This window comes from Streptococcus sp. oral taxon 431 (assembly GCF_023115445.1).
Lineage (GTDB): Bacteria > Bacillota > Bacilli > Lactobacillales > Streptococcaceae > Streptococcus.
Genome location: NZ_JALDUI010000001.1, coordinates 114,891 through 134,378, shown reverse-complemented (window position 1 = coordinate 134,378; position 19,488 = coordinate 114,891). Strand labels below are relative to the sequence as shown.

At 37.8% G+C, this 19,488-nt stretch carries 23 protein-coding genes; 6 read left to right on the top strand and 17 right to left on the bottom strand.

Annotated features, from left to right (window positions below; genetic code table 11):
* Position 1 precedes the first annotated feature (1 nt).
* Positions 2–265 (bottom strand): phosphocarrier protein HPr, encoded by a 264-nt coding sequence (locus M1R56_RS00670; RefSeq protein ID WP_000146952.1) that lies wholly within the window; start codon positions 263–265, stop codon positions 2–4.
* A 363-nt stretch (positions 266–628) separates the two neighbouring features.
* Between M1R56_RS00670 and nrdH the strand changes: the two genes are divergently transcribed.
* From nrdH to M1R56_RS00640, 6 genes are all read left to right on the top strand, one after another.
* Positions 629–847, top strand: a complete 219-nt coding sequence (gene nrdH / locus M1R56_RS00665) for a glutaredoxin-like protein NrdH (protein WP_000259242.1) — start codon at positions 629–631, stop codon at positions 845–847.
* Between the two features lie 68 nt (positions 848–915).
* The gene (gene nrdE / locus M1R56_RS00660) at positions 916–3,075 is read left to right on the top strand and encodes a class 1b ribonucleoside-diphosphate reductase subunit alpha (protein WP_248034210.1); all 2,160 of its coding nucleotides are present in this window, start codon (positions 916–918) and stop codon (positions 3,073–3,075) included.
* A gap of 173 nt (positions 3,076–3,248) precedes the next feature.
* Positions 3,249–4,211: a class 1b ribonucleoside-diphosphate reductase subunit beta gene (nrdF, locus tag M1R56_RS00655; protein ID WP_248034209.1), complete on the top strand. Its 963-nt coding sequence runs from the start codon at positions 3,249–3,251 to the stop codon at positions 4,209–4,211.
* 131 nt (positions 4,212–4,342) lie between these two features.
* Positions 4,343–5,110: a DeoR/GlpR family DNA-binding transcription regulator gene (locus M1R56_RS00650; protein ID WP_248034208.1), complete on the top strand. Its 768-nt coding sequence runs from the start codon at positions 4,343–4,345 to the stop codon at positions 5,108–5,110.
* 272 nt (positions 5,111–5,382) lie between these two features.
* Positions 5,383–7,722: a Xaa-Pro dipeptidyl-peptidase gene (locus M1R56_RS00645; RefSeq protein WP_248034207.1), complete on the top strand. Its 2,340-nt coding sequence runs from the start codon at positions 5,383–5,385 to the stop codon at positions 7,720–7,722.
* Entirely contained in the window at positions 7,673–8,143 is a 471-nt protein-coding gene (locus M1R56_RS00640; RefSeq protein WP_075231622.1) for an arginine repressor, read from the top strand. The genes M1R56_RS00645 and M1R56_RS00640 overlap by 50 nt, the downstream gene beginning before the upstream one ends.
* Positions 8,144–8,178: 35 nt before the next feature.
* Here M1R56_RS00640 and M1R56_RS00635 read toward each other — a convergent pair whose 3' ends face one another.
* The 16 genes from M1R56_RS00635 to M1R56_RS00560 all read right to left on the bottom strand — a co-directional run bounded on the left by M1R56_RS00635 (position 8,179) and on the right by M1R56_RS00560 (position 19,483).
* Positions 8,179–8,343, bottom strand: coding sequence for a hypothetical protein (locus tag M1R56_RS00635; protein WP_000502583.1), 165 nt, complete (start codon positions 8,341–8,343; stop codon positions 8,179–8,181).
* A 9-nt stretch (positions 8,344–8,352) separates the two neighbouring features.
* Positions 8,353–9,663, bottom strand: a complete 1,311-nt coding sequence (obgE, locus tag M1R56_RS00630) for a GTPase ObgE (protein ID WP_248034206.1) — start codon at positions 9,661–9,663, stop codon at positions 8,353–8,355.
* A 75-nt stretch (positions 9,664–9,738) separates the two neighbouring features.
* A complete protein-coding gene (locus M1R56_RS00625; protein ID WP_049548929.1) occupies positions 9,739–9,873 on the bottom strand; it encodes a DUF4044 domain-containing protein in 135 nt (44 codons plus the stop codon).
* A 30-nt stretch (positions 9,874–9,903) separates the two neighbouring features.
* Positions 9,904–10,095, bottom strand: coding sequence for a PspC domain-containing protein (locus M1R56_RS00620; RefSeq protein ID WP_075229473.1), 192 nt, complete (start codon positions 10,093–10,095; stop codon positions 9,904–9,906).
* Between the two features lie 26 nt (positions 10,096–10,121).
* Positions 10,122–11,438 (bottom strand): glycosyltransferase family 4 protein, encoded by a 1,317-nt coding sequence (locus tag M1R56_RS00615; protein ID WP_248034205.1) that lies wholly within the window; start codon positions 11,436–11,438, stop codon positions 10,122–10,124.
* An 8-nt stretch (positions 11,439–11,446) separates the two neighbouring features.
* A complete protein-coding gene (locus M1R56_RS00610; protein WP_248034204.1) occupies positions 11,447–12,499 on the bottom strand; it encodes a glycosyltransferase family 4 protein in 1,053 nt (350 codons plus the stop codon).
* 100 nt (positions 12,500–12,599) lie between these two features.
* Positions 12,600–12,929: a metal-sulfur cluster assembly factor gene (locus M1R56_RS00605; protein ID WP_000331926.1), complete on the bottom strand. Its 330-nt coding sequence runs from the start codon at positions 12,927–12,929 to the stop codon at positions 12,600–12,602.
* 17 nt (positions 12,930–12,946) lie between these two features.
* The gene (gene rpoD / locus M1R56_RS00600; RefSeq protein WP_000201894.1) at positions 12,947–14,056 is read right to left on the bottom strand and encodes an RNA polymerase sigma factor RpoD; all 1,110 of its coding nucleotides are present in this window, start codon (positions 14,054–14,056) and stop codon (positions 12,947–12,949) included.
* Between the two features lie 2 nt (positions 14,057–14,058).
* Entirely contained in the window at positions 14,059–15,819 is a 1,761-nt protein-coding gene (dnaG, locus tag M1R56_RS00595; protein WP_248034203.1) for a DNA primase, read from the bottom strand.
* Positions 15,820–15,922: 103 nt separating this feature from the next.
* On the bottom strand, positions 15,923–16,306 hold the full coding sequence (locus M1R56_RS00590; protein ID WP_248034202.1) for a hypothetical protein: 384 nt from the start codon (positions 16,304–16,306) through the stop codon (positions 15,923–15,925).
* 69 nt (positions 16,307–16,375) lie between these two features.
* A complete protein-coding gene (locus M1R56_RS00585) occupies positions 16,376–16,801 on the bottom strand; it encodes a hypothetical protein (protein WP_075231628.1) in 426 nt (141 codons plus the stop codon).
* 36 nt (positions 16,802–16,837) lie between these two features.
* On the bottom strand, positions 16,838–17,146 hold the full coding sequence (locus tag M1R56_RS00580; RefSeq protein WP_248034201.1) for a hypothetical protein: 309 nt from the start codon (positions 17,144–17,146) through the stop codon (positions 16,838–16,840).
* A 289-nt stretch (positions 17,147–17,435) separates the two neighbouring features.
* Positions 17,436–17,768 (bottom strand): DUF2185 domain-containing protein, encoded by a 333-nt coding sequence (locus M1R56_RS00575; RefSeq protein ID WP_248034200.1) that lies wholly within the window; start codon positions 17,766–17,768, stop codon positions 17,436–17,438.
* On the bottom strand, positions 17,761–18,300 hold the full coding sequence (locus M1R56_RS00570; RefSeq protein WP_248034199.1) for an ankyrin repeat domain-containing protein: 540 nt from the start codon (positions 18,298–18,300) through the stop codon (positions 17,761–17,763). The genes M1R56_RS00575 and M1R56_RS00570 overlap by 8 nt, the downstream gene beginning before the upstream one ends.
* A gap of 138 nt (positions 18,301–18,438) precedes the next feature.
* Positions 18,439–18,924 (bottom strand): hypothetical protein, encoded by a 486-nt coding sequence (locus M1R56_RS00565; protein ID WP_248034198.1) that lies wholly within the window; start codon positions 18,922–18,924, stop codon positions 18,439–18,441.
* Positions 18,925–18,955: 31 nt separating this feature from the next.
* Positions 18,956–19,483 carry a hypothetical protein gene (locus M1R56_RS00560; RefSeq protein ID WP_248034197.1) on the bottom strand — a complete coding sequence of 176 codons (528 nt, stop codon included), beginning with the start codon at positions 19,481–19,483 and terminating at the stop codon, positions 18,956–18,958.
* Positions 19,484–19,488: the final 5 nt, after the last annotated feature.

Genomic DNA, 19,488 nt, shown 5'->3' with positions numbered 1-19,488 from the left:
CTTATGCCAATCCTTCTTTTTCCATTGTTTCTGAGATTGCAGCGATAGCGTCATCAGCGTCTGCACCTTCAGCAGTGATTGTAACGTCAGCACCTTGACCAACACCAAGGCTCATTACACCCATGATAGATTTAAGGTTAACTGATTTACCTTTGTACTCAAGAGTGATATCTGAAGCAAATTTGCTAGCTGTTTGTACCAACAATGTTGCTGGACGTGCGTGAATACCTGTTTCTGCCACTACGTGGAAATCTTTAGAAGCCATAGTTTGACTCTCCTTTAATAGTTTTCTTGTTGAGTTACATATCTGATAACCCTTACAATTTAGTATTATATCACCTTCATTGATATTTTTCAAGTATTTTATGGACTTTCTTCAATTTCCTTTCAGATAACTTGCTGAAAATCTTCTATTAAATTTAGCAAAACACAGTATGTAGTTTTTGTCGAGACACCTATAATGAAATCATTGCTTTTTCTGTAATTATTTTTTAATGCTACACTATATATTGTGTTTGTTAGTAAAATCAGTAAAATAAGTACACAAGATTTAGTTTTAGAAAGTTGACAAAGTTTTTTTTTCTGATATACTAAGAAAGTAATAATTTTTTAAAGAGGAGTTACAGAAATGGTAACCGTATATTCTAAAAACAACTGTGTCCAATGTAAAATGACGAAACGTTTTTTAGACAGTAATAATGTTGAATATAAAGAAATCAATCTTGATGAACAACCTGAATACATTGATCAAGTAAAAGAGCTCGGCTTTAGTGCTGCTCCTATTATTCAGACACCAACAGAAGTTTTCTCTGGTTTCCAACCAGGTAAACTCAAACAACTTGCTTAAGAACCAGGACAAAAGCTTCTATGTCTACCTTAGAAGCCTTTCTTTTGTAATTAGATAAAGGATTTTTTATGGGATTAAAACAACTTGAAGATGTGACTTACTTCCGTCTTAATAATGAAATTAACCGTCCTGTTAATGGACAAATTATGCTTCACAAAGACAAGGAAGCTTTAGAAGCCTTCTTTAAAGAAAATGTTGTACCTAACACAATGGTTTTTGACTCAATAACGGATAAAATCAACTTCCTCATTGAGCATAACTACATTGAGACAGCATTTATCAAGAAATACCGTCCAGAATTTTTGGAAGAACTGCATCAATTTATCAAGGATCAGAACTTCCAATTTAAGTCTTTCATGGCTGCCTATAAATTCTATAATCAGTATGCTCTGAAAACTAATGACGGAGAGTACTATCTTGAAAGCATGGAAGACCGTGTCTTCTTTAATGCCCTTTACTTCGCGGATGGTGATGAAGCGATTGCTATTGATATCGCTAATGAAATCATCCACCAACGTTATCAACCTGCTACTCCTTCTTTCTTGAATGCAGGTCGTGCACGTCGTGGTGAATTGGTATCTTGCTTCTTGATTCAGGTAACAGATGATATGAACTCTATCGGACGTTCTATCAACTCTGCTCTTCAACTTTCACGTATTGGTGGTGGTGTGGGAATTTCCCTCAGCAACCTTCGTGAAGCTGGAGCTCCTATTAAAGGCTATGAGGGTGCTGCTTCTGGTGTCGTACCAGTTATGAAGCTTTTCGAAGACAGCTTCTCTTACTCTAACCAACTCGGTCAACGTCAAGGTGCTGGGGTTGTTTACCTCAATGTCTTTCACCCAGATATCATCGCCTTCCTTTCAACTAAGAAGGAAAACGCCGATGAAAAAGTGCGTGTCAAGACTCTTTCACTTGGTGTTGTGGTTCCAGATAAATTCTACGAATTGGCTCGTAAAAATGAAGAAATGTACCTCTTCAGTCCTTACTCTGTAGAGCTTGAATACGGCGTGCCATTTAACTACATCGATATCACAGAAAAATACGATGAGCTAGTTGCAAATCCAAACATCCGTAAGACAAAAATCAAAGCGCGTGATTTGGAAACTGAAATTTCTAAATTGCAACAAGAATCTGGCTATCCTTATGTAGTAAACATCGATACTGCTAACCGTGCAAATCCTGTCGATGGTAAGATTATCATGAGTAACTTGTGTTCAGAGATTCTTCAAGTCCAAGAACCAAGCTTAATCAACGATGCGCAAGAATTCCTTAAAATGGGTACTGACGTTTCATGTAACCTTGGTTCAACAAACGTAGTCAACATGATGACGTCACCTGACTTTGGTCGTTCTATCCGTGCTATGGTTCGTGCCCTTACTTTCGTAACAGATAGTTCACACATCGTTGCTGTACCGACTATCGACCACGGAAATAGTCAAGCTCATACCTTTGGTCTTGGTGCCATGGGACTTCACAGCTACCTTGCCCAACAATTGATCGAATATGGATCGCCTGAGTCCATTGAATTTACAAGCATTTACTTTATGCTTATGAACTACTGGACCTTGGTTGAGTCAAACAATATCGCACGTGAACGTGGTGTTACCTTCCACAACTTTGAGAAATCAGACTATGCTAACGGAAGCTACTTTGATAAGTATTTGACCGGAGAATTTCTTCCGAAATCAGACCGTGTTAAAGAACTTTTCAAAGATGTCTTTATCCCAAGTGCTGCTGACTGGGCTGAACTTCGCGACAAGGTTCAAGCAGATGGTCTTTACCACCAAAACCGCCTTGCTGTAGCGCCAAATGGTTCTATCAGCTACATCAACGATGTTTCTGCCTCTATTCACCCAATTACGCAACGTATCGAAGAACGTCAAGAAAAGAAAATTGGTAAGATCTACTATCCTGCTGCTGGTTTGTCAACAGAAACAATTCCTTACTACACTTCTGCTTATGACATGGATATGCGTAAGGTAATTGATGTTTATGCTGCTGCGACTGAGCACGTGGACCAAGGACTTTCACTCACACTCTTTATGCGTAGTGATATTCCAACAGGCCTTTACGAATGGAAGCACGAAAACAAACAAACGACACGTGACTTGTCTATCCTTCGTAACTATGCCTTCAACAAAGGTATCAAGTCTATCTACTACGTCCGTACCTTTACAGATGATGGTGGAGAAGTCGGTGCTAACCAATGTGAGAGCTGTGTGATTTAATTCAACTCTCAAAAAAATTACATTTACTTAATCCATTTAACGTATTTTGCTGATAAAATCATGTAAGAACATAAAAGTCGGGCCTCCGACTTTTTGTTCGATTATAGAATAGAATTATGATAAAATAAGAATGATTATGTTATCGTATTACTACACACAGAAAGAGATTTCAAATGAAAACTTACTACAAAGCTATTAACTGGAATGCCATCGAAGATGTCATCGACAAATCAACCTGGGAAAAGCTGACTGAGCAATTCTGGCTCGATACGCGTATTCCCTTGTCAAATGACCTAGATGACTGGAGAAAGCTTTCTAACAAGGAAAAAGACCTTGTTGGTAAAGTTTTTGGAGGTTTGACCCTTTTGGATACCATGCAATCAGAAACTGGTGTTCAAGCCCTTCGTGCTGATATTCGTACGCCTCACGAGGAAGCTGTTTTTAACAATATCCAATTTATGGAATCTGTTCATGCTAAGTCTTACTCTTCTATCTTCTCAACCTTAAATACCAAGTCTGAAATTGAAGAAATTTTTGAATGGACTAATACCAATCCATATCTTCAGAAAAAAGCTGAAATTATTAATGAAATCTACCTAAACGGAACGCCACTTGAAAAGAAAGTAGCTAGTGTTTTTCTTGAAACCTTCCTCTTCTACTCTGGTTTCTTCACTCCTCTCTACTATCTTGGAAACAACAAGTTGGCCAACGTAGCTGAGATCATCAAGTTGATTATTCGTGACGAGTCTGTACACGGAACCTACATCGGCTACAAATTCCAACTTGGTTTCAATGAATTGCCAGAAGATGAGCAAGAAAAACTCAAAGAATGGATGTACGACCTTCTCTATACTCTTTATGAGAATGAAGAAGGCTACACAGAGAGCCTCTATGACGAAGTCGGATGGACTGAAGAGGTTAAAACCTTCCTTCGCTACAATGCAAATAAAGCCCTTATGAACTTGGGACAAGACCCTCTCTTCCCGGACTCAGCGGACGATGTAAACCCAATTGTTATGAACGGGATTTCAACTGGTACATCAAACCACGACTTCTTCTCTCAAGTTGGTAATGGTTACCTACTTGGTGAAGTTGAAGCTATGCAAGATGACGACTATAACTATGGTCTAGATTAATACAAGACTTTAAAAAAACATCTGACTTGTTTAAAAAACTCAGATGTTTTTTGTTTTTGTTTATTTTTGTTCTTTACATTGATTGATTTTCTAGTTTATGGTATTATAGTAATAGATATGGAGGTGATCCGATGCTTAAGCAAGAAAAATTAGATACTATCTTAGAAATTGTTAATACAAAAGGAACGATCACTGTTAAAGAGATTATGAGTCGCCTAGATATTTCAGATATGACTGCTAGACGATATTTACAAGAGTTGGCAGATAAAGATTTACTGGTTCGTGTTCATGGTGGAGCCGAAAAACTTCGAACAGGTTCCTTATTAAATAATGAGCGTTCTAATGTTGAAAAACAAGGACTACAAACAGCAGAAAAACAAGAAATTGCTCGCTTTGCTAGTCACTTAGTTGAAGAAAGAGAAACTATTTTTATTGGTCCAGGTACTACCTTAGAGTTCTTTGCGCGTGAGCTTTCTATCGATAACATTCGTGTTGTTACTAATAGTTTACCTGTATTTCTCATTCTAAACGAGCGTAAGCTAACTGATCTCATTCTAATCGGTGGTAATTATCGTTCAATTACAGGAGCTTTTGTCGGTACTCTCACTCTTCAAGATATCGCTAGTTTGCAATTTTCAAAAGCCTTCGTTAGTTGTAATGGTATCAAGGATCAAGCTATCGCTACTTTTAGTGAAGACGAAGGTGAAGCGCAGAAATTAGCACTTGAAAACGCCAACAAAAAATATCTCCTAGCTGACCATAGCAAATTTGATAAATTTGATTTCTTCACATTTTACAATATCTCAGATATCGACACCATTATAACGGATTCAAAATTAAGTGACCAAACACTCCAATCACTGTCTAAACAAACTAAAATTATCAAGTCAAAACCTTAAACTCTACAACTAGTCATAGAATTTAGTAGCTACTACTAATTCCATGGCTAGTTTTTTATTTTATATTAAGCGTGCAATCTAAAATATTTCAATTATTTTTCAAATCTATGATTTCTGTATTTTTAATTTAATAGATTCCTCGAATCTGTCTTTTTATATTCCATTTCACGAAGTCATCCTTTTTAGTTTATTATAACAGTTACTTGTATTTTCTATCATTTTCCCTAATTTTTTGATATAATAAATTTAATGATTCTTCAAAGGAGGCATCTATGCGTTTTAATCAATTCAGTTACTATCCTGTAAGCCAGCAACAAGCTTTACAGGAATTATCCAGCCTTGGATTCAAGCTAGACCAATCAAATTCTGCGAAAGAACTGTTTGAAGCTTTTGTTAGAACTTGTTTTTTCAATTACAAAAATACAGATTATCCCCTCTCAACTTTAGCTGTTGATAAAGAAACTGATCTGCTCACTTTCTTCAATTCTGATCGTGAATTAACTGCAGAAATTTTCTATACTGTTGCTTTTCAGTTGCTTGGTTTCAGCTACTTAACGGACTTTGAAGATGGTCTTGTTTTTCACAAAGAAACGGCATTCCCTATTGTATACGGAGATTTGATTGACAATCTCTATCAACTCCTTAACACACGCACTAAAAAAGGAAATACCTTGATCGATCAATTGGTTAGCGATGGTCTTATCCCTGAGAACAATGATTACCACTACTTTAACGGCAAGAGCTTGGCAACCTTCTCTGCAAACAATGCTATTCGTGAAGTAGTTTATGTAGAAAGTCGTGTTGATTCTGATAATGATGGACTGCCTGATCTCATCAAGGTGAACATTATCCGTCCATCTTACCATGGCAAAATTCCAGCTGTTATGACGGCAAGTCCTTACCATCAAGGAACCAATGATAAAGCAAGCGATAAAGCCCTTTACAAAATGGAAGCTGAGCTAGAAGTCAAGGAACCACATCACATTTCGCTAGAAGAACCAACATTAGACTTGGTTGAACCTGTTGGAGAAGCTGAACTTGTTTCAGAAGCTGAAGAAAGACTCACTCATATCAATAGCAGCTACACACTTAATGACTACTTCCTTCCAAGGGGATTTGCCAATATCTACGTATCTGGTCTTGGAACCAAGGATTCTCAAGGTCAAATGACCAACGGAGATTACCGACAAGTTGAAGCCTATAAAAATGTCATTGATTGGCTCAATGGTCGTTGTCGTGCCTTCACAGACCACAGTCGTAAACGTCAGGTCAAGGCTGACTGGTCAAATGGAAAAGTTGCAACTACTGGTCTTTCTTATCTAGGAACAATGTCTAATGGTCTTGCTACTACAGGAGTTGATGGTTTAGAGGTCATTATTGCTGAAGCAGGTATTTCTTCTTGGTACAACTATTATCGAGAAAATGGTCTGGTAACAAGCCCTGGAGGCTATCCAGGTGAGGACTTCGATTCATTAGATGAATTAACTTATTCTCGTAATCTCTTAGCTGGTGACTATATTCGCGGAAACGAAGCTCATAAAGATTCTGTAGAAGAACTCAAGAAAAATCTAGACCGTAAAACTGGCGATTATAACCAATTTTGGCATGACAGAAATTACCTTCTTAATGCTGAAAAAGTTAAGGCTGAAGTTGTCTTTACCCACGGTTCGCAAGACTGGAATGTAAAACCACTTCATGTCTATCAAATGTTCAATGCTCTTCCGAGCAGTATTAAGAAACATCTCTTTTACCATAACGGCGCCCATGTCTATATGAACAACTGGCAGTCTATTGATTTCCGTGAATCCATGAATGCTCTTTTGACGCAGAAATTATTGGACCAAGAAACTGACTACCAACTTCCAAGAGTCGTTTGGCAAGACAATACTGCTCCTCAAACCTGGATGACTCTTGAAGATTTTGGAAATCAAAGTGACCATAAAACTTTCTCTTTAGGTACTGAAGAAGCTGTCATTGAAAATCATTACCAAGAATCAGACTTTGAACGTTTTGGAAAAACCTATCAAACCTTTAATAATGAACTCTATCAAGGGAAAGTCAATCAGGTAACTATTGATCTGCCAGTGACAGAGGACCTTCATCTCAATGGGCGTGTTAAACTAAACCTCCGTCTCAAATCAAGTACCAATAAAGGCTTACTATCTGCCCAACTTCTCGAACTTGGTCAAAAGAAATACCTACAACCATATCCAGGAGTTTTGGCTGCTCGTACTATTGATAATGGTCGTTACCACATGCTGGAAAACCTTTGCGAACTACCATTTAGCCCAAATGCACAGCGTGTTATCACCAAAGGCTATCTCAATCTTCAAAATCGTCATGATTTATTGAAAATTGAAGAAATTAAGCCAGATGAATGGTTGGAATTCCAATTTGAACTCCAACCAACTATTTACAAACTAAAAGAAGGCGATACAGTACGTCTCGTTCTTTACACAACAGACTTTGAGATTACTGTACGTGACAATACAGACTATCACTTGACTGTCGACCTTGAACAGTCCAATCTTGAGATACCTTTTCAAAGGGAGGTAACTGTAGATGAACAAAGCCGAGCAAAGACACCAGCTCATCCGAGCCTTAATCACTAAACAAAAAATTCATACCCAAACTGAATTACAAGAACTACTGATTGAAAACGGAGTACAGGTCACACAAGCAACACTTTCAAGAGACATTAACCTGATGAATCTTTCTAAGATTCGTGAAGGTGAACACTCCTATTATTCAATCAACACTGACTCTACATCCAAGTGGGAAAAACGGCTAGAAGTCTATATGGAGGAAGCACTCTACATGATGCAACCCGTCCAACACCAGGTTGTTATCAAAACCTATCCAGGTTTGGCACAATCCTTCGGATCTATCTTGGACGCCCTAAACTTCCCTGAAATAGTGGCTACTATCTGTGGAAATGATGTCTGTTTGGTTATCTGCGAGGATAAGGAACAAGCTCAATCTTGCTTTGAACGCCTCAAACAATTTGCACCACCTCTATTTTTTGATCGGTAACAAAAACCCGTGATGGCTATCATCACGGGTTAATTTTATGATTTGCTATTTTCAGCTTGCTTTTTAGTTCTTGCAAGTCTCAAAGCTCTATTTGGATTGAGACGATTAAACAGTTCTTCTAACTTCTTCTCATTCCAGACATCTGCTGCAGAAACAAAATTTCCATCAGCATCACGGAAAGATATTGGTTTATCTCCCATAGCTATCTCCTAGTCCACAAATTCAAACTCAAACTTACCGATACGAACCAAATCTCCATCCTTGGCACCACGGGCACGGAGAGCTTCATCAACTCCCATACCACGCAACTGACGAGCAAACTTCATGACAGACTCATCACGATCAAAGTTAGTCATGTTAAAGAGTTTAATGAGTTTTTCACCTGAAAGTACCCAAGTTGCATCGTCATCACGACTAATTTCAAATGGTTTTTCTTCTTCGTCAAAGCCATAATAAACTTCTTCTTCCATTTCTGACTCGTCATAAAGAAGGAATTCTGGCGTCTTATCAAGCAGCTCTGCTGTTGCATCCAATAAAGTTGCCAAACCTTGTTTGGTCAAACCTGAAATTGGGAAGATGGCTGGAAGATCCTCAAATTCATCATAGTTAGCTGCTAATTTTTTCTTGAATTCTTCAAGATTCTCTTGGCTTTCTGGCATATCCATCTTATTAGCAACAATGATTTGGGGACGCTCCATCAGACGAAGGTTGTAAGATTCCAACTCTTTGTTAATAGCTAGATAATCTTCGTAAGGATCGCGACCTTCACTGGCTGACATATCGATGATGTGAAGGATAACGCGAGTACGCTCAATATGGCGAAGGAATTGAGTTCCCAAGCCCACGCCTTGACTTGCTCCTTCAATCAAACCAGGAAGGTCTGCCACTGCAAAGGACTCACCTGATTGAGTACGGACCATTCCCAGATTAGGAACGATTGTTGTAAAGTGGTAGGCACCAATTTTAGGTTTTGCAGAGGTAATTACGCTGAGCAGAGTTGATTTTCCAACTGAAGGGAATCCAACCAAACCAACATCAGCAAGAATTTTAAGTTCTAACTGTAATTCGCGCTCCTGACCAGGTTCTCCATTCTCAGAGATCTCTGGAGCAGGATTTTTGGGTGTTGCAAAACGGATATTTCCACGACCACCTCGACCACCGTGAGCAACGATAAACTCTTGGCCGTGCTCAATCAAGTCAGTGATGACTTTTCCAGTCTCAGCATCACGCACAGTTGTCCCTTGAGGTACACGAACAATCAAGTCTTCTGCACCGCGTCCGTGCATTCCTTTGGTCATCCCTTTTTCACCCGATTGGGCTTTAAAATGACGATTGTAACGGAAGTCCATCAGGGTACGTAAACCTTCATCTACAACAAAGACAACGTTACCTCCACGACCTCCATCACCTCCCCATGGACCGCCATTAGGGACGTATTTTTCACGGCGAAAGGCAACCATGCCATCGCCACCATTTCCAGCCTTGACCTTAATCTTGGCTGTATCTAAAAACATACTCATATTCTTTTCTCACTTTAAAAAGGGCTGGGAAATCCCAGTCACCAACTATTACTACTTGCTAGAAATTCTAGCTTCTTAGAATCTGCTAAATACACCAATGGCCGTAGCAAAGATACCTGCTAAGGTTACAAACAACATAATCAAAACGACGAATAGTGTCAATTTCTCAAAAAATGTTTTTTTACGTTTTCCATTATCACCAAATGCCATTATTTTCTCCTTTTCTATAATTCCCTATTTTTAATATTCTTCCGAAACTGGAGCAATTGCCCATAAAATTAAGTAAGCAATCAGTCCACTACCATAACAAAAAGCTAGAACTCCCCAGATCACACGTACGATTGTCGGATCAATATCAAAATAATTAGCTAAACCAGCGCATACTCCACCGATTTTTTGATCTCGACTACTTCTCATAAATTTCTTTTTCATTTCTTCATTTCCTTTCTTCGAAGACCTTAGTCATTCCAATAATCTCTCAAATCATTCAACTGTTTCTTGGATGCTTTTAACATTCGTTTAGAACTTTTGACTGGAACTGAAACTGCCTGTTGTGGCAAGTAAAATACTGTCTTTAAAATCCGTTGTGTCATCGGCTCATCACGAGTTAATTCTTTTTCAAAATTGTTTGAGATGATAGCATCCAAATAAAACTCATGGACTCTCTTAGCAAAATTCTCAGCTGAAATTTCATACAATTTTTCAGCCAAAAGTTTTTCATCCATCTTTGGAGTTGCAATTAAAGCTTCTAAAATAGCCCCTGCTAGATCTCTCTCTTCATAATAAAGAGTTCCAAACATCTTATCGCTAATCAAATTATCTAGATAAGGATTTCCATGAGCTATTACCGGAGTCTTACTTGCAAGACTTTCAAGATAGGTCAAGCCTTGCGTCTCACTAGTTGAAGCTGAAATGAAGAAATCAGCCGCCTTATAGTAAAGTGCTGTCTCGCTTGGAGCGATCATACCTGTAAAGATAACAGAATCCTGAATCTGCAAATCTTCTGCTTGCTCCTTGAGGTTTTCCAGATAAGGTCCATCTCCAGCTACGACTAATTTAACATTTTGCTCTTCTTTTAGAACATCTGGAAGTGCTGCCAAAACAGCTTGAATGTTCTTTTCGTAAGACACCCTCGAAAGGCTGAGAAGCATCTTTTCGTCTTTCTTAATACCTAGTTTATCTCGTAGATCACTGATGTGCTCTGGTCCAATTTCAGGACGTTCAAACTTGGCAAGCTCAATACCTGTAGGAATGACACGCTTTTCAACTTTGACCTTATAGTCAGATAAAAGGTCGCGCACAATTTCACTCGGACAAATCACACCATCAACATCATGAAGGAAGCCTCTTACAAGATACCTGACCATACCTGGACGAATCAACATCCCTTTAGCGATATAGTGAACATAATCTTCGTACTGGGTATGATAGGTATGAATAACAGGGATTTTCAACTCACGCGCTATCCAAATCCCTAATAAACCAAGAGAAAATTCGGTCTGCGTATGAATAATATCCAGCTTGTATTGCTTTGCTATCTCAAGAGCTTTCGTAAATCCACGATAGGCGAAACGACGATCCTTAAAGGCAAAGAAAGGAACACTAGGGATACGGATAATCTGCCAGTCTTCATAACGATTAACATCCTTGTCTGTTGTTGTAAAGATAAAGACAGCATGGCCTTGCTTTTCAAGTTCTGTTTTTAAGGTTCGAATACTGGTCGCAACACCCGACACCTGTGGGAAATAAGTATCTGTAAATAATCCAATTCGCATATACTACCTCATTTTTTTCCTAAAGCCGCTTGCTCCCGATAGAATTTTAGCCATATTTCTAAAAGATGCTCTTCTGAGTATTCTCTTGAAATGGCCTTAGCCTTTTCTTTTAATTCTTTTAGTTCTTCTGGATGCTCCCGATATTCCAAGATAGCCTCTTTCATCTCTTCTACATCACTTGTTGGTCTGTAATTTCCTTCGAGAATGACCTTGTAAAGATCTAGATCACGAAGCATAATGGGTGCTTCACAACTCGCAGCTTCTAGAATAGTCATTGGAAAGAGCTCGTTATAACTTGGAAGCAAGAAAAGATCAGCCAAGGCATAGAGTTCTCTCATCCGTTCTGGATCAACAATCCCTGGGAAAATTAGATTTTCTGGAGGATTATCCATAATCTTTTTATAGCGTTCATATCCATCGGTTATTCCCCCAAAAGAGAAGCCACCAGCCCAAATAAAAGTGATATCAGGTAATTCCTCAGCTAGAGTGATAAAGTCATCTATTCCTTTACGCTTCTGAACCTGACCTGCACCAACGACTACAAACTGATTCTCATCAATCCCCATATCTTTACGAAGTTGCTCAACTTGCTCTATAGGAAGCGGATGCCATTTTTCTTTGTTAACAAAGTTAGGAATATAGGTCACTTTTTCACGTGGAATTCCAGCAGCCACCAAATCCTCAATGAAAGTAGGATTGACCACAACCAGATGCTCCATACGGTCATAAAAAGAAAATACATAGCGTTTGACAATCCCCTTTAAGAAGAATGGAATCTTCAAACTACCTTCCAAGGTATCAGGTAAGAAGTGAACATAGCCAATCTTACGTCCAGAACGTTTTTTCTGAAAGGTCGAGAGATAATAAGGAAAATCAATCGTATGAAAATGAGTAACGTCCGCCTCAATCGGTAGATTTTCCGTTACTATCAGTTGGTCTTTCGCATCTCGTTTCAAAAGCTGCACCAGTTCACGGTAAGCACCAGACACACCTTGACCAGCTACCTTTTCACTTGAACTTAGCATATTGATGCGTAATTTCTCTTTTTCCATAGTAACCATTATACCATTTTCTTCAAATAAAATCAGCAAATTAAAAGAGAGATAGTATAAAAGCTGGGAATTTCCTGGCGTCAACACTATTTCTCTTTTTATAATTTATTTACTTGATACCTAATGCAATGCGAGCATAGCGGCTCATTTTCTCAACTGTCCAAGCTGGATACCAAACTAATTTTACTTCAACGTTAGTAACCTCTGGAACATCCGTCATAGCATCATAGATTTGGTCTGTTAAGAGATCTGCTAGTGGACATCCCATTGTCGTTAGCGTCATATCAATCTCAGTCTCACCTGTATCTCCATCAAAACGAATCTCGTAGATCAAGCCTAGATTGACGATATCAATTCCCAATTCAGGGTCAATAACTTCTTCTAACGCTGTCAAAATACGTGTTTTGATGTTTTCAATCTGTTCTTCTGTATAAGCCATTTTCACTCTCCTTCAGCTTAATCTTCAATGAAGTCGCGGAGTGGTTTACTACGACTTGGCTGGCGAAGTTTTCTCAAAGCTTTTGCCTCAATCTGACGGATACGCTCACGAGTCACGTTGAAGACTTTACCAACATCTTCCAAGGTACGCATTTTCCCATCATCAAGACCAAAACGGAGACGCAAGACATTTTCTTCACGATCTGTAAGAGTATCCAAGACTTCATCCAACTGCTCACGCAAAACGATACGAGTTGTGTAGTCAACTGGATTTTCAATCACTTCATCTTCGATAAAGTCACCAAGATGGCTATCGTCCTCTTCACCGATTGGTGTTTCAAGAGAAACCGGCTCTTGGGCAATCTTGAGGATTTCACGAACCTTGTCAGGTGTCATATCCATGCGTTCAGCGATTTGTTCAGGAGTTGGATCTTGTCCCAACTCTTGAAGAAGATTACGTTGTTCACGAACAAGCTTGTTAATGGTTTCCACCATGTGTACTGGAATACGGATGGTACGAGCTTGGTCAGCAATGGCACGAGTAATGGCCTGACGAATCCACCAAGTCGCATAAGTTGAGAATTTGAACCCTTTAGAGTAGTCAAATTTATCAACGGCCTTCATCAAGCCCATGTTTCCTTCTTGGATCAAGTCAAGGAACTGCATTCCACGTCCAACATAACGTTTAGCGATAGATACTACCAAACGAAGGTTCGCTTCTGCAAGGCGTTGTTTAGCTTCGATATCACCCGCTTCAACAGCAAGGGCCAACTCTTTTTCCTCTTCATTTGTAAGCAGAGGAACAACCCCGATTTCCTTCAAGTACATACGGACAGGGTCATTGACCTTAGCAGAGGTTGAACCGATCAAATCTTCATCCGTCAACTCTGGTTCTTCCTCAGTGCTTAAAACACGCGCACTTGGATTTCCTTCGTTGTCCGTAATTGAGATACCAGCATCTTGAATACGTTGCAAAAGATTCTCAATACCTTCCACGTCTAAAGTGAAGGGAATTACTAGGGCGTTATTGATTTCGTCATCTGTTGCTGTACCAGTTTTTTTATGATTGCGAATAAATTCCGCTACTTGGACGTCAAAGGTTGTTACTTCTTTTTGTTTTGTTGCCATTCTTACTCCATTCTTCTTTTTTGGGCAATTAAGCGTTCTAGCTCTTCTAATGCGGTGTCTGTATCACCGACATGGCTAGCTTCCTGAACTTTCTTTTTAATTTGCAGATTTTCCTGATTCAAAAGAGCTCTTTTTCGAGATTCTTCCACTTCGGCTAACTCGTGAGGGGACATCTCAGGTGGCAAATCTAAGGCTAGGACTTGATACCAAGCACTCTCCACTTCTCTGGTCTGATGAGCCAAATCCTCAGACGAGATACTTCCATTATCAATCAGGAGTCCATACAAGGTCTGAAACTCTGGTGTTTCAAAGATAAAGTCATCTCTTAAGCGGTAGTCATTGAGCACCAAGGGATGTTCCATCATTCGGTAGAGGATATGGGCCTCTGCTCTCATCACTGCTGTCAGTTGCTTGGTAACAGACATGGTGATAGGACTCGGACTATAGGATTCCTTAACCTTCTCCTTTCTCTGTCTGACTCGACTTTCATTGACAATATGTTCGACTTGCTGATAGTCAAAAGATGGCAAGTGATCCGTCAAAATGTGAATGTAGGAATTCTGAGCTGTGATAGAGGGTTCCTTGGCGATTAAGGGAGCAATTTTCTCTATAAATTCAATTTGAGCTTGTAGATTTTCACTGTTTTCCGGTCTGAAATGATGGATGTAAAACTCAACAGGACTGATGCGTGTATTGGTTAAGAGATAAGCCAAGTCTTGAGGAGAGTTTTTCTGCAAATATTCATCCGGATCCATTGCGTCAGGAATCTGGACTACTTGGACAGGTATATCTTTAAGCTCGTCCAAGGCTTTAGCTGTGGCAGCTTGCCCAGCCTTATCTCCGTCATAGGTGACGATCACTTTTTTGGTAAAGCGTTTCAGATGCTCCACATGTTCACTCGTCAGTGCGGTACCCATAGAAGCAACTGCATTTTCAATACCAGCACGATAAGCCGCAATGACATCCATAAACCCTTCCATCAGGTAGATTTCAGGAGCCTTGCCCGATCCTTTTTTTACCCTCTCCAAATGATATAATTCGTAACTTTTGTTAAAAATTGCCGTCGCTCGACTATTTTTATACTTTCCAGTTTGAGAATCAGTCTCTTGCCATACACGACCAGAAAAGGCAATCACCTTTCCTTGATCATTTGAAAGAGGAAACATAATGCGATTATGAAAGGTATCAAAGAATTGGTTACTCTCAGATAGATAAAACAAACCTGAATCCAGCAAGTCCTTCTCACTATAATCATCTGCTAAACGCTGATAGAGATAAGAGCGTTCTGCTGGAGCCAAACCAATCATAAAATGCTTGAGAACATCATCTGTTAAGCCACGTTTATAGAGATAGTTTCTCGCCTCTTCACCCATCTTAGTCGTCATGAGAATGGCATGATAAAAACGAGCGGCTTTCTCATGCATATCGTAGAGATTTTGATGGGGCGACCTAGGCTGTACAGAACCTTGAACAGGCGCTGCCATCTGAATCCCAAGTCTCTCAGCTAATATCCTCACCGCATCCGCAAAAGTTACTTGCTGATACTCCTCGATAAACTTAAAAACATCTCCAGAACGACCACAACCAAAACAGTGGTAAAACTGCTTATCTTCGACCACGTTAAAGGAAGGGGTCTTTTCACCATGAAAAGGACAGAGCCCTAAAAAGTTCCGTCCAGATTTTTGTAAAGAAATCACTTCTCCTATGATTTCGACAATATTGGTATTGTTTTTGATCTCTTCGATGAGTCTCTTGTCAACCATAGACAATACCTCCATTTTATCACAGTTTACTCTAACTAGTATAGCTTATTTCTGAAAAAAAGTAAACCATTTCATACACTTTACATGAGACTATTTCATAAAACTAGCTAGTCACTTTCTCCACTTTTACATCGTTTTCAGATACAATATCCACTAAAAAATGCGTCGACATTAATTTGTAGTGATGGAGCTTTTTATTAACTATATTTGCAGAAGCGACCAAGTCCCCAAATTCTGCATTCTCGACTTCATAGATATAGTTGGTCAGATAAAGTGGTCTGTTCTTTGCTAATCCTTGCTCCCAGTAACTATCTATTAATTCTAAACTTTCGTAGACTGAACGGAAAGCCCAAACTTTTGTAAAGGTAAATTTAAATTTTTCTGAATCTTTCAAGTAGGCAATTAGAGTATCCCCATCTATATTTATCTCGATGCCATAGTCACCAAAAAGGATGAATCCCGGTTTAATTTCCGTCCATTTTTCCATATCATTTCTCCAAGTTCTATTGTCTGATAATTATACTACAGTGGTATACATGTTTGATTAGCAAATTTTTTAGTATTGACTGATACTTAATTTCAAATTTGCAGAAACAAGAATATCCAGTACACTATCTTGAGTTATGATGATATAATGCCGTGAATGCAAAGTTCCTGGGTCATAATATGATGTGTATTCCAGTTTCTTCACTAATTGACTATTCTTGACTTCGTAAATGACATTTTGGAAATTATTTTTTTCAAATTTTTTAAACATCTCTTTATCCAGAATTGCAGATAAATACAATTTCCTGCTAAAGACTCGTGCTTCATCATAATAAATACATGATAATTTAAAACGGTTCTGCTCTCCAATCAGCCTAATTTCTTGAGCATCTGACAAATTTGTCAACAAGACCTTTAATCTATAGTTATCTACAGGAATCAAACCTTTAAAGACTTCTACCCATTCTTCATTTTTAGTTTCTAGCTCTGATGTCATATATACCCCCATTATTCCATTTTACGTTTTAAACCTCTAATTTTCATCTATTTCATTTGATACTTCAATCAGTAAATCTTGAAGTTCCTCTAAATCAAGATACAGATTTCTAACTCCTACAAGTAACTGAGAAAAGGCTTGTCTATCTAATTGGCGATTCTCACTTAATGACTCAACAATCCAAGAATTTCCCTTCTCTATCCATTTCAAATGAAGGGGTAAATAATCATTTAAAATATCATTTATATTTTCTAAATTAGTAGAAGATATCTTGTTAGAGGTTTGACTGTCATTTATTAAAGATAAACTTTTACTTATTTTTTTCAACTCTGTTTCTATCGTCACTTTAATATCCTCCCTTGTGAGCCAATATCTAAGACTCCAAATCATCCAAAGACTAGATGCTATAGTCTAAATGAAGGCCTTATTCCTCAGCAAACTCCCTAGTAAAATAGTCCATCTTAAATCCAATGAGGAAAATCCATTCTTGGAAATATTCTTGTGTGTATGCCATGTTTTATCTCCTGCTTTTTTATAAAACAGTGCTTTATCTGAATTTCTAGATTTTTTTAAAGTTACTTGGCTTAATCATTCATTTGTTTTTTTAAAATATACCATAGTCATTCAGAAAAGATTATTGCAAAATCTCTGTAATGGTAACTTCTCTTTCTGACTTTAAATCATAAAATCCTATATGTACATTGTCCTTGTATAGCCAAAACAAATCTGTTCCATATTTTGCAGGAAAAATTTCTAGTAGAACCGGAGCAATTTGCAGTATACTTGTCGCACCTAGAATCGTAAAGTTAGCAGGATTAGAAATATATTCTTCATCATCAATAGAAGATAATATTGTCCATCCATTTAACTGAGAAATTGAAGATTTCTCTCTATAAGTGTACTGAATAGGATAGCCATTTATTACATTATTTGAAACCATAAATCCACCAAAATCACTATTATTCATCAGCAAGTAACCCTCCATTTTCAGATAATAAATCTTGTCTCCAACTGAATTCTCTCGCATAATCTATAGCTGACTTCCCTTGAAAATCTTTATGGTGAATATCAGAACCACTAGCAATCAACATCTCATATAAAGGCAAGGCTTCCTTGGTTGTTAATTTCAAGACTGTAATCGCAGCAATCAATGGAATTGCCCCATATTTATCAACTTGGTTAACATTTATCCCTGCTTTCAACAACATTGACATGACCTTAGTTGCATACTCAACATCTACTCTCCAATTCGCTTTAAATTGAAACAAATTATGTAAGGCATTTCTATTATATGAGTCTAAACAATTAACATCAATTTTTTCATCAATAAGAAACTGAATAATCTTTAGTTTTTCATCTAGCAAAGTATTGCTAGTTAAAACCATCTTTAACAGATTCAATTTCTCATGTGTGATTTGATTCACATCGCCCTTGTAGAGCGAATGAAACTCTTCAAACGTTCCTTCTTGAGCTGCATCAAATATGTCTAGTAATATCATTTCTTTCTCCTATTCATATTTATGACTTCTATTTGATTTTGATACTTCAATTTGAAAATTAGCAGGATTTGACTGGTTTGATTCTAATCAATCTAGTATTTGAATCTATTGCTTGCTAAACTATCAACTTCCCAAATCTTAATCATATGTCACTTTTACTTTAAACTCAACTGTCTGGTCAGATATATTCTTTATTTTGATTTCAAATCCCTTTTTTGAAGCAAATGAAAAAAGTGTCTTTTGAGGTGGATCCATGATAATACCTTCACAATCGACACCAATGCCATTATGAGGATTCTCTAACATCGTTACATCCCAGCTTTGTGTTTTTTCATTGTAATGATAGGTTTCAATCCGAGAATCCTTAACATTATATCCAATTCCTTTTTCAGGATCAAACCAATCATCACCTCGCACAAGCTTTATCTTCCCATCTGTAGTAACTGGAATTACCTCTACATGGATTATGGAGTCCAAACTCTCGGAGTGTCCGTTTACATGCACCTTTGTCTCTTTATTTGCACCTAGAGTGATGATTTCCCATTTTATATTACAAATCACAAGAGTTAGGATGGATACAGTAAACAGTAAGATGGTTAAAATAACAAAATCTGATTTTTTCAATTTATTCCTCATTTAAATTTTTCAAAGAAACTCAACTTGATACAATCTCAAAACAAAAATACCCATATGGGAGGGATGCTGCATCTAGTTTAGTCATATCGTAAAGCCATTCCATCATTTGAGGAATCCCTCGAATCATCAGATAATCCATGTATCTATTAATACTATCTTGAAAACCAGTAATATCTTTCTTTTCTACTAAAAAATTAGTATGTTCTACATCTTCCATTGATATGTAATTTTCAAGGATTTTATAATCAGAATCTGGATGTAACCAATACATTTGTTTTCTTAAAAAGTTCTGTTTATCTTCTACAGTTACAGTGTCCGCACACTTGAGATAGAAAACTCCAATATCTAATTCTTCCTGAAAATCCAATTTTTCGTTGATATAGAAAGGGGTAATCAGAATGCTTTCTGTAGTTTCTTCTGTTTGGATATTTTCTCTCAAAATACCAAATAAATTTGTTATTGTCGGATAAATTCGACACTTTGAATCCTGGTAACTTGTATTCACATAAATAATATTATTTATCACGCCTTCTTTTTGTTTCTTCATATGAT

Bases quoted from the DNA above. Each gene is read 5' to 3' on its own strand.
- M1R56_RS00670 (WP_000146952.1), bottom strand. From the start codon at position 265: ATGGCTTCTAAAGATTTCCACGTAGTGGCAGAAACAGGTATTCACGCA.
- nrdH (WP_000259242.1), top strand. From the start codon at position 629: ATGGTAACCGTATATTCTAAAAACAACTGTGTCCAATGTAAAATGACG.
- nrdE (WP_248034210.1), top strand. From the start codon at position 916: ATGGGATTAAAACAACTTGAAGATGTGACTTACTTCCGTCTTAATAAT.
- nrdF (WP_248034209.1), top strand. From the start codon at position 3,249: ATGAAAACTTACTACAAAGCTATTAACTGGAATGCCATCGAAGATGTC.
- M1R56_RS00650 (WP_248034208.1), top strand. From the start codon at position 4,343: ATGCTTAAGCAAGAAAAATTAGATACTATCTTAGAAATTGTTAATACA.
- M1R56_RS00645 (WP_248034207.1), top strand. From the start codon at position 5,383: ATGCGTTTTAATCAATTCAGTTACTATCCTGTAAGCCAGCAACAAGCT.
- M1R56_RS00640 (WP_075231622.1), top strand. From the start codon at position 7,673: ATGAACAAAGCCGAGCAAAGACACCAGCTCATCCGAGCCTTAATCACT.
- M1R56_RS00635 (WP_000502583.1), bottom strand. From the start codon at position 8,343: ATGGGAGATAAACCAATATCTTTCCGTGATGCTGATGGAAATTTTGTT.
- obgE (WP_248034206.1), bottom strand. From the start codon at position 9,663: ATGAGTATGTTTTTAGATACAGCCAAGATTAAGGTCAAGGCTGGAAAT.
- M1R56_RS00625 (WP_049548929.1), bottom strand. From the start codon at position 9,873: ATGGCATTTGGTGATAATGGAAAACGTAAAAAAACATTTTTTGAGAAA.
- M1R56_RS00620 (WP_075229473.1), bottom strand. From the start codon at position 10,095: ATGAAAAAGAAATTTATGAGAAGTAGTCGAGATCAAAAAATCGGTGGA.
- M1R56_RS00615 (WP_248034205.1), bottom strand. From the start codon at position 11,438: ATGCGAATTGGATTATTTACAGATACTTATTTCCCACAGGTGTCGGGT.
- M1R56_RS00610 (WP_248034204.1), bottom strand. From the start codon at position 12,499: ATGGTTACTATGGAAAAAGAGAAATTACGCATCAATATGCTAAGTTCA.
- M1R56_RS00605 (WP_000331926.1), bottom strand. From the start codon at position 12,929: ATGGCTTATACAGAAGAACAGATTGAAAACATCAAAACACGTATTTTG.
- rpoD (WP_000201894.1), bottom strand. From the start codon at position 14,056: ATGGCAACAAAACAAAAAGAAGTAACAACCTTTGACGTCCAAGTAGCG.
- dnaG (WP_248034203.1), bottom strand. From the start codon at position 15,819: ATGGTTGACAAGAGACTCATCGAAGAGATCAAAAACAATACCAATATT.
- M1R56_RS00590 (WP_248034202.1), bottom strand. From the start codon at position 16,306: ATGGAAAAATGGACGGAAATTAAACCGGGATTCATCCTTTTTGGTGAC.
- M1R56_RS00585 (WP_075231628.1), bottom strand. From the start codon at position 16,801: ATGACATCAGAGCTAGAAACTAAAAATGAAGAATGGGTAGAAGTCTTT.
- M1R56_RS00575 (WP_248034200.1), bottom strand. From the start codon at position 17,768: ATGAATAATAGTGATTTTGGTGGATTTATGGTTTCAAATAATGTAATA.
- M1R56_RS00570 (WP_248034199.1), bottom strand. From the start codon at position 18,300: ATGATATTACTAGACATATTTGATGCAGCTCAAGAAGGAACGTTTGAA.
- M1R56_RS00560 (WP_248034197.1), bottom strand. From the start codon at position 19,483: ATGAAGAAACAAAAAGAAGGCGTGATAAATAATATTATTTATGTGAAT.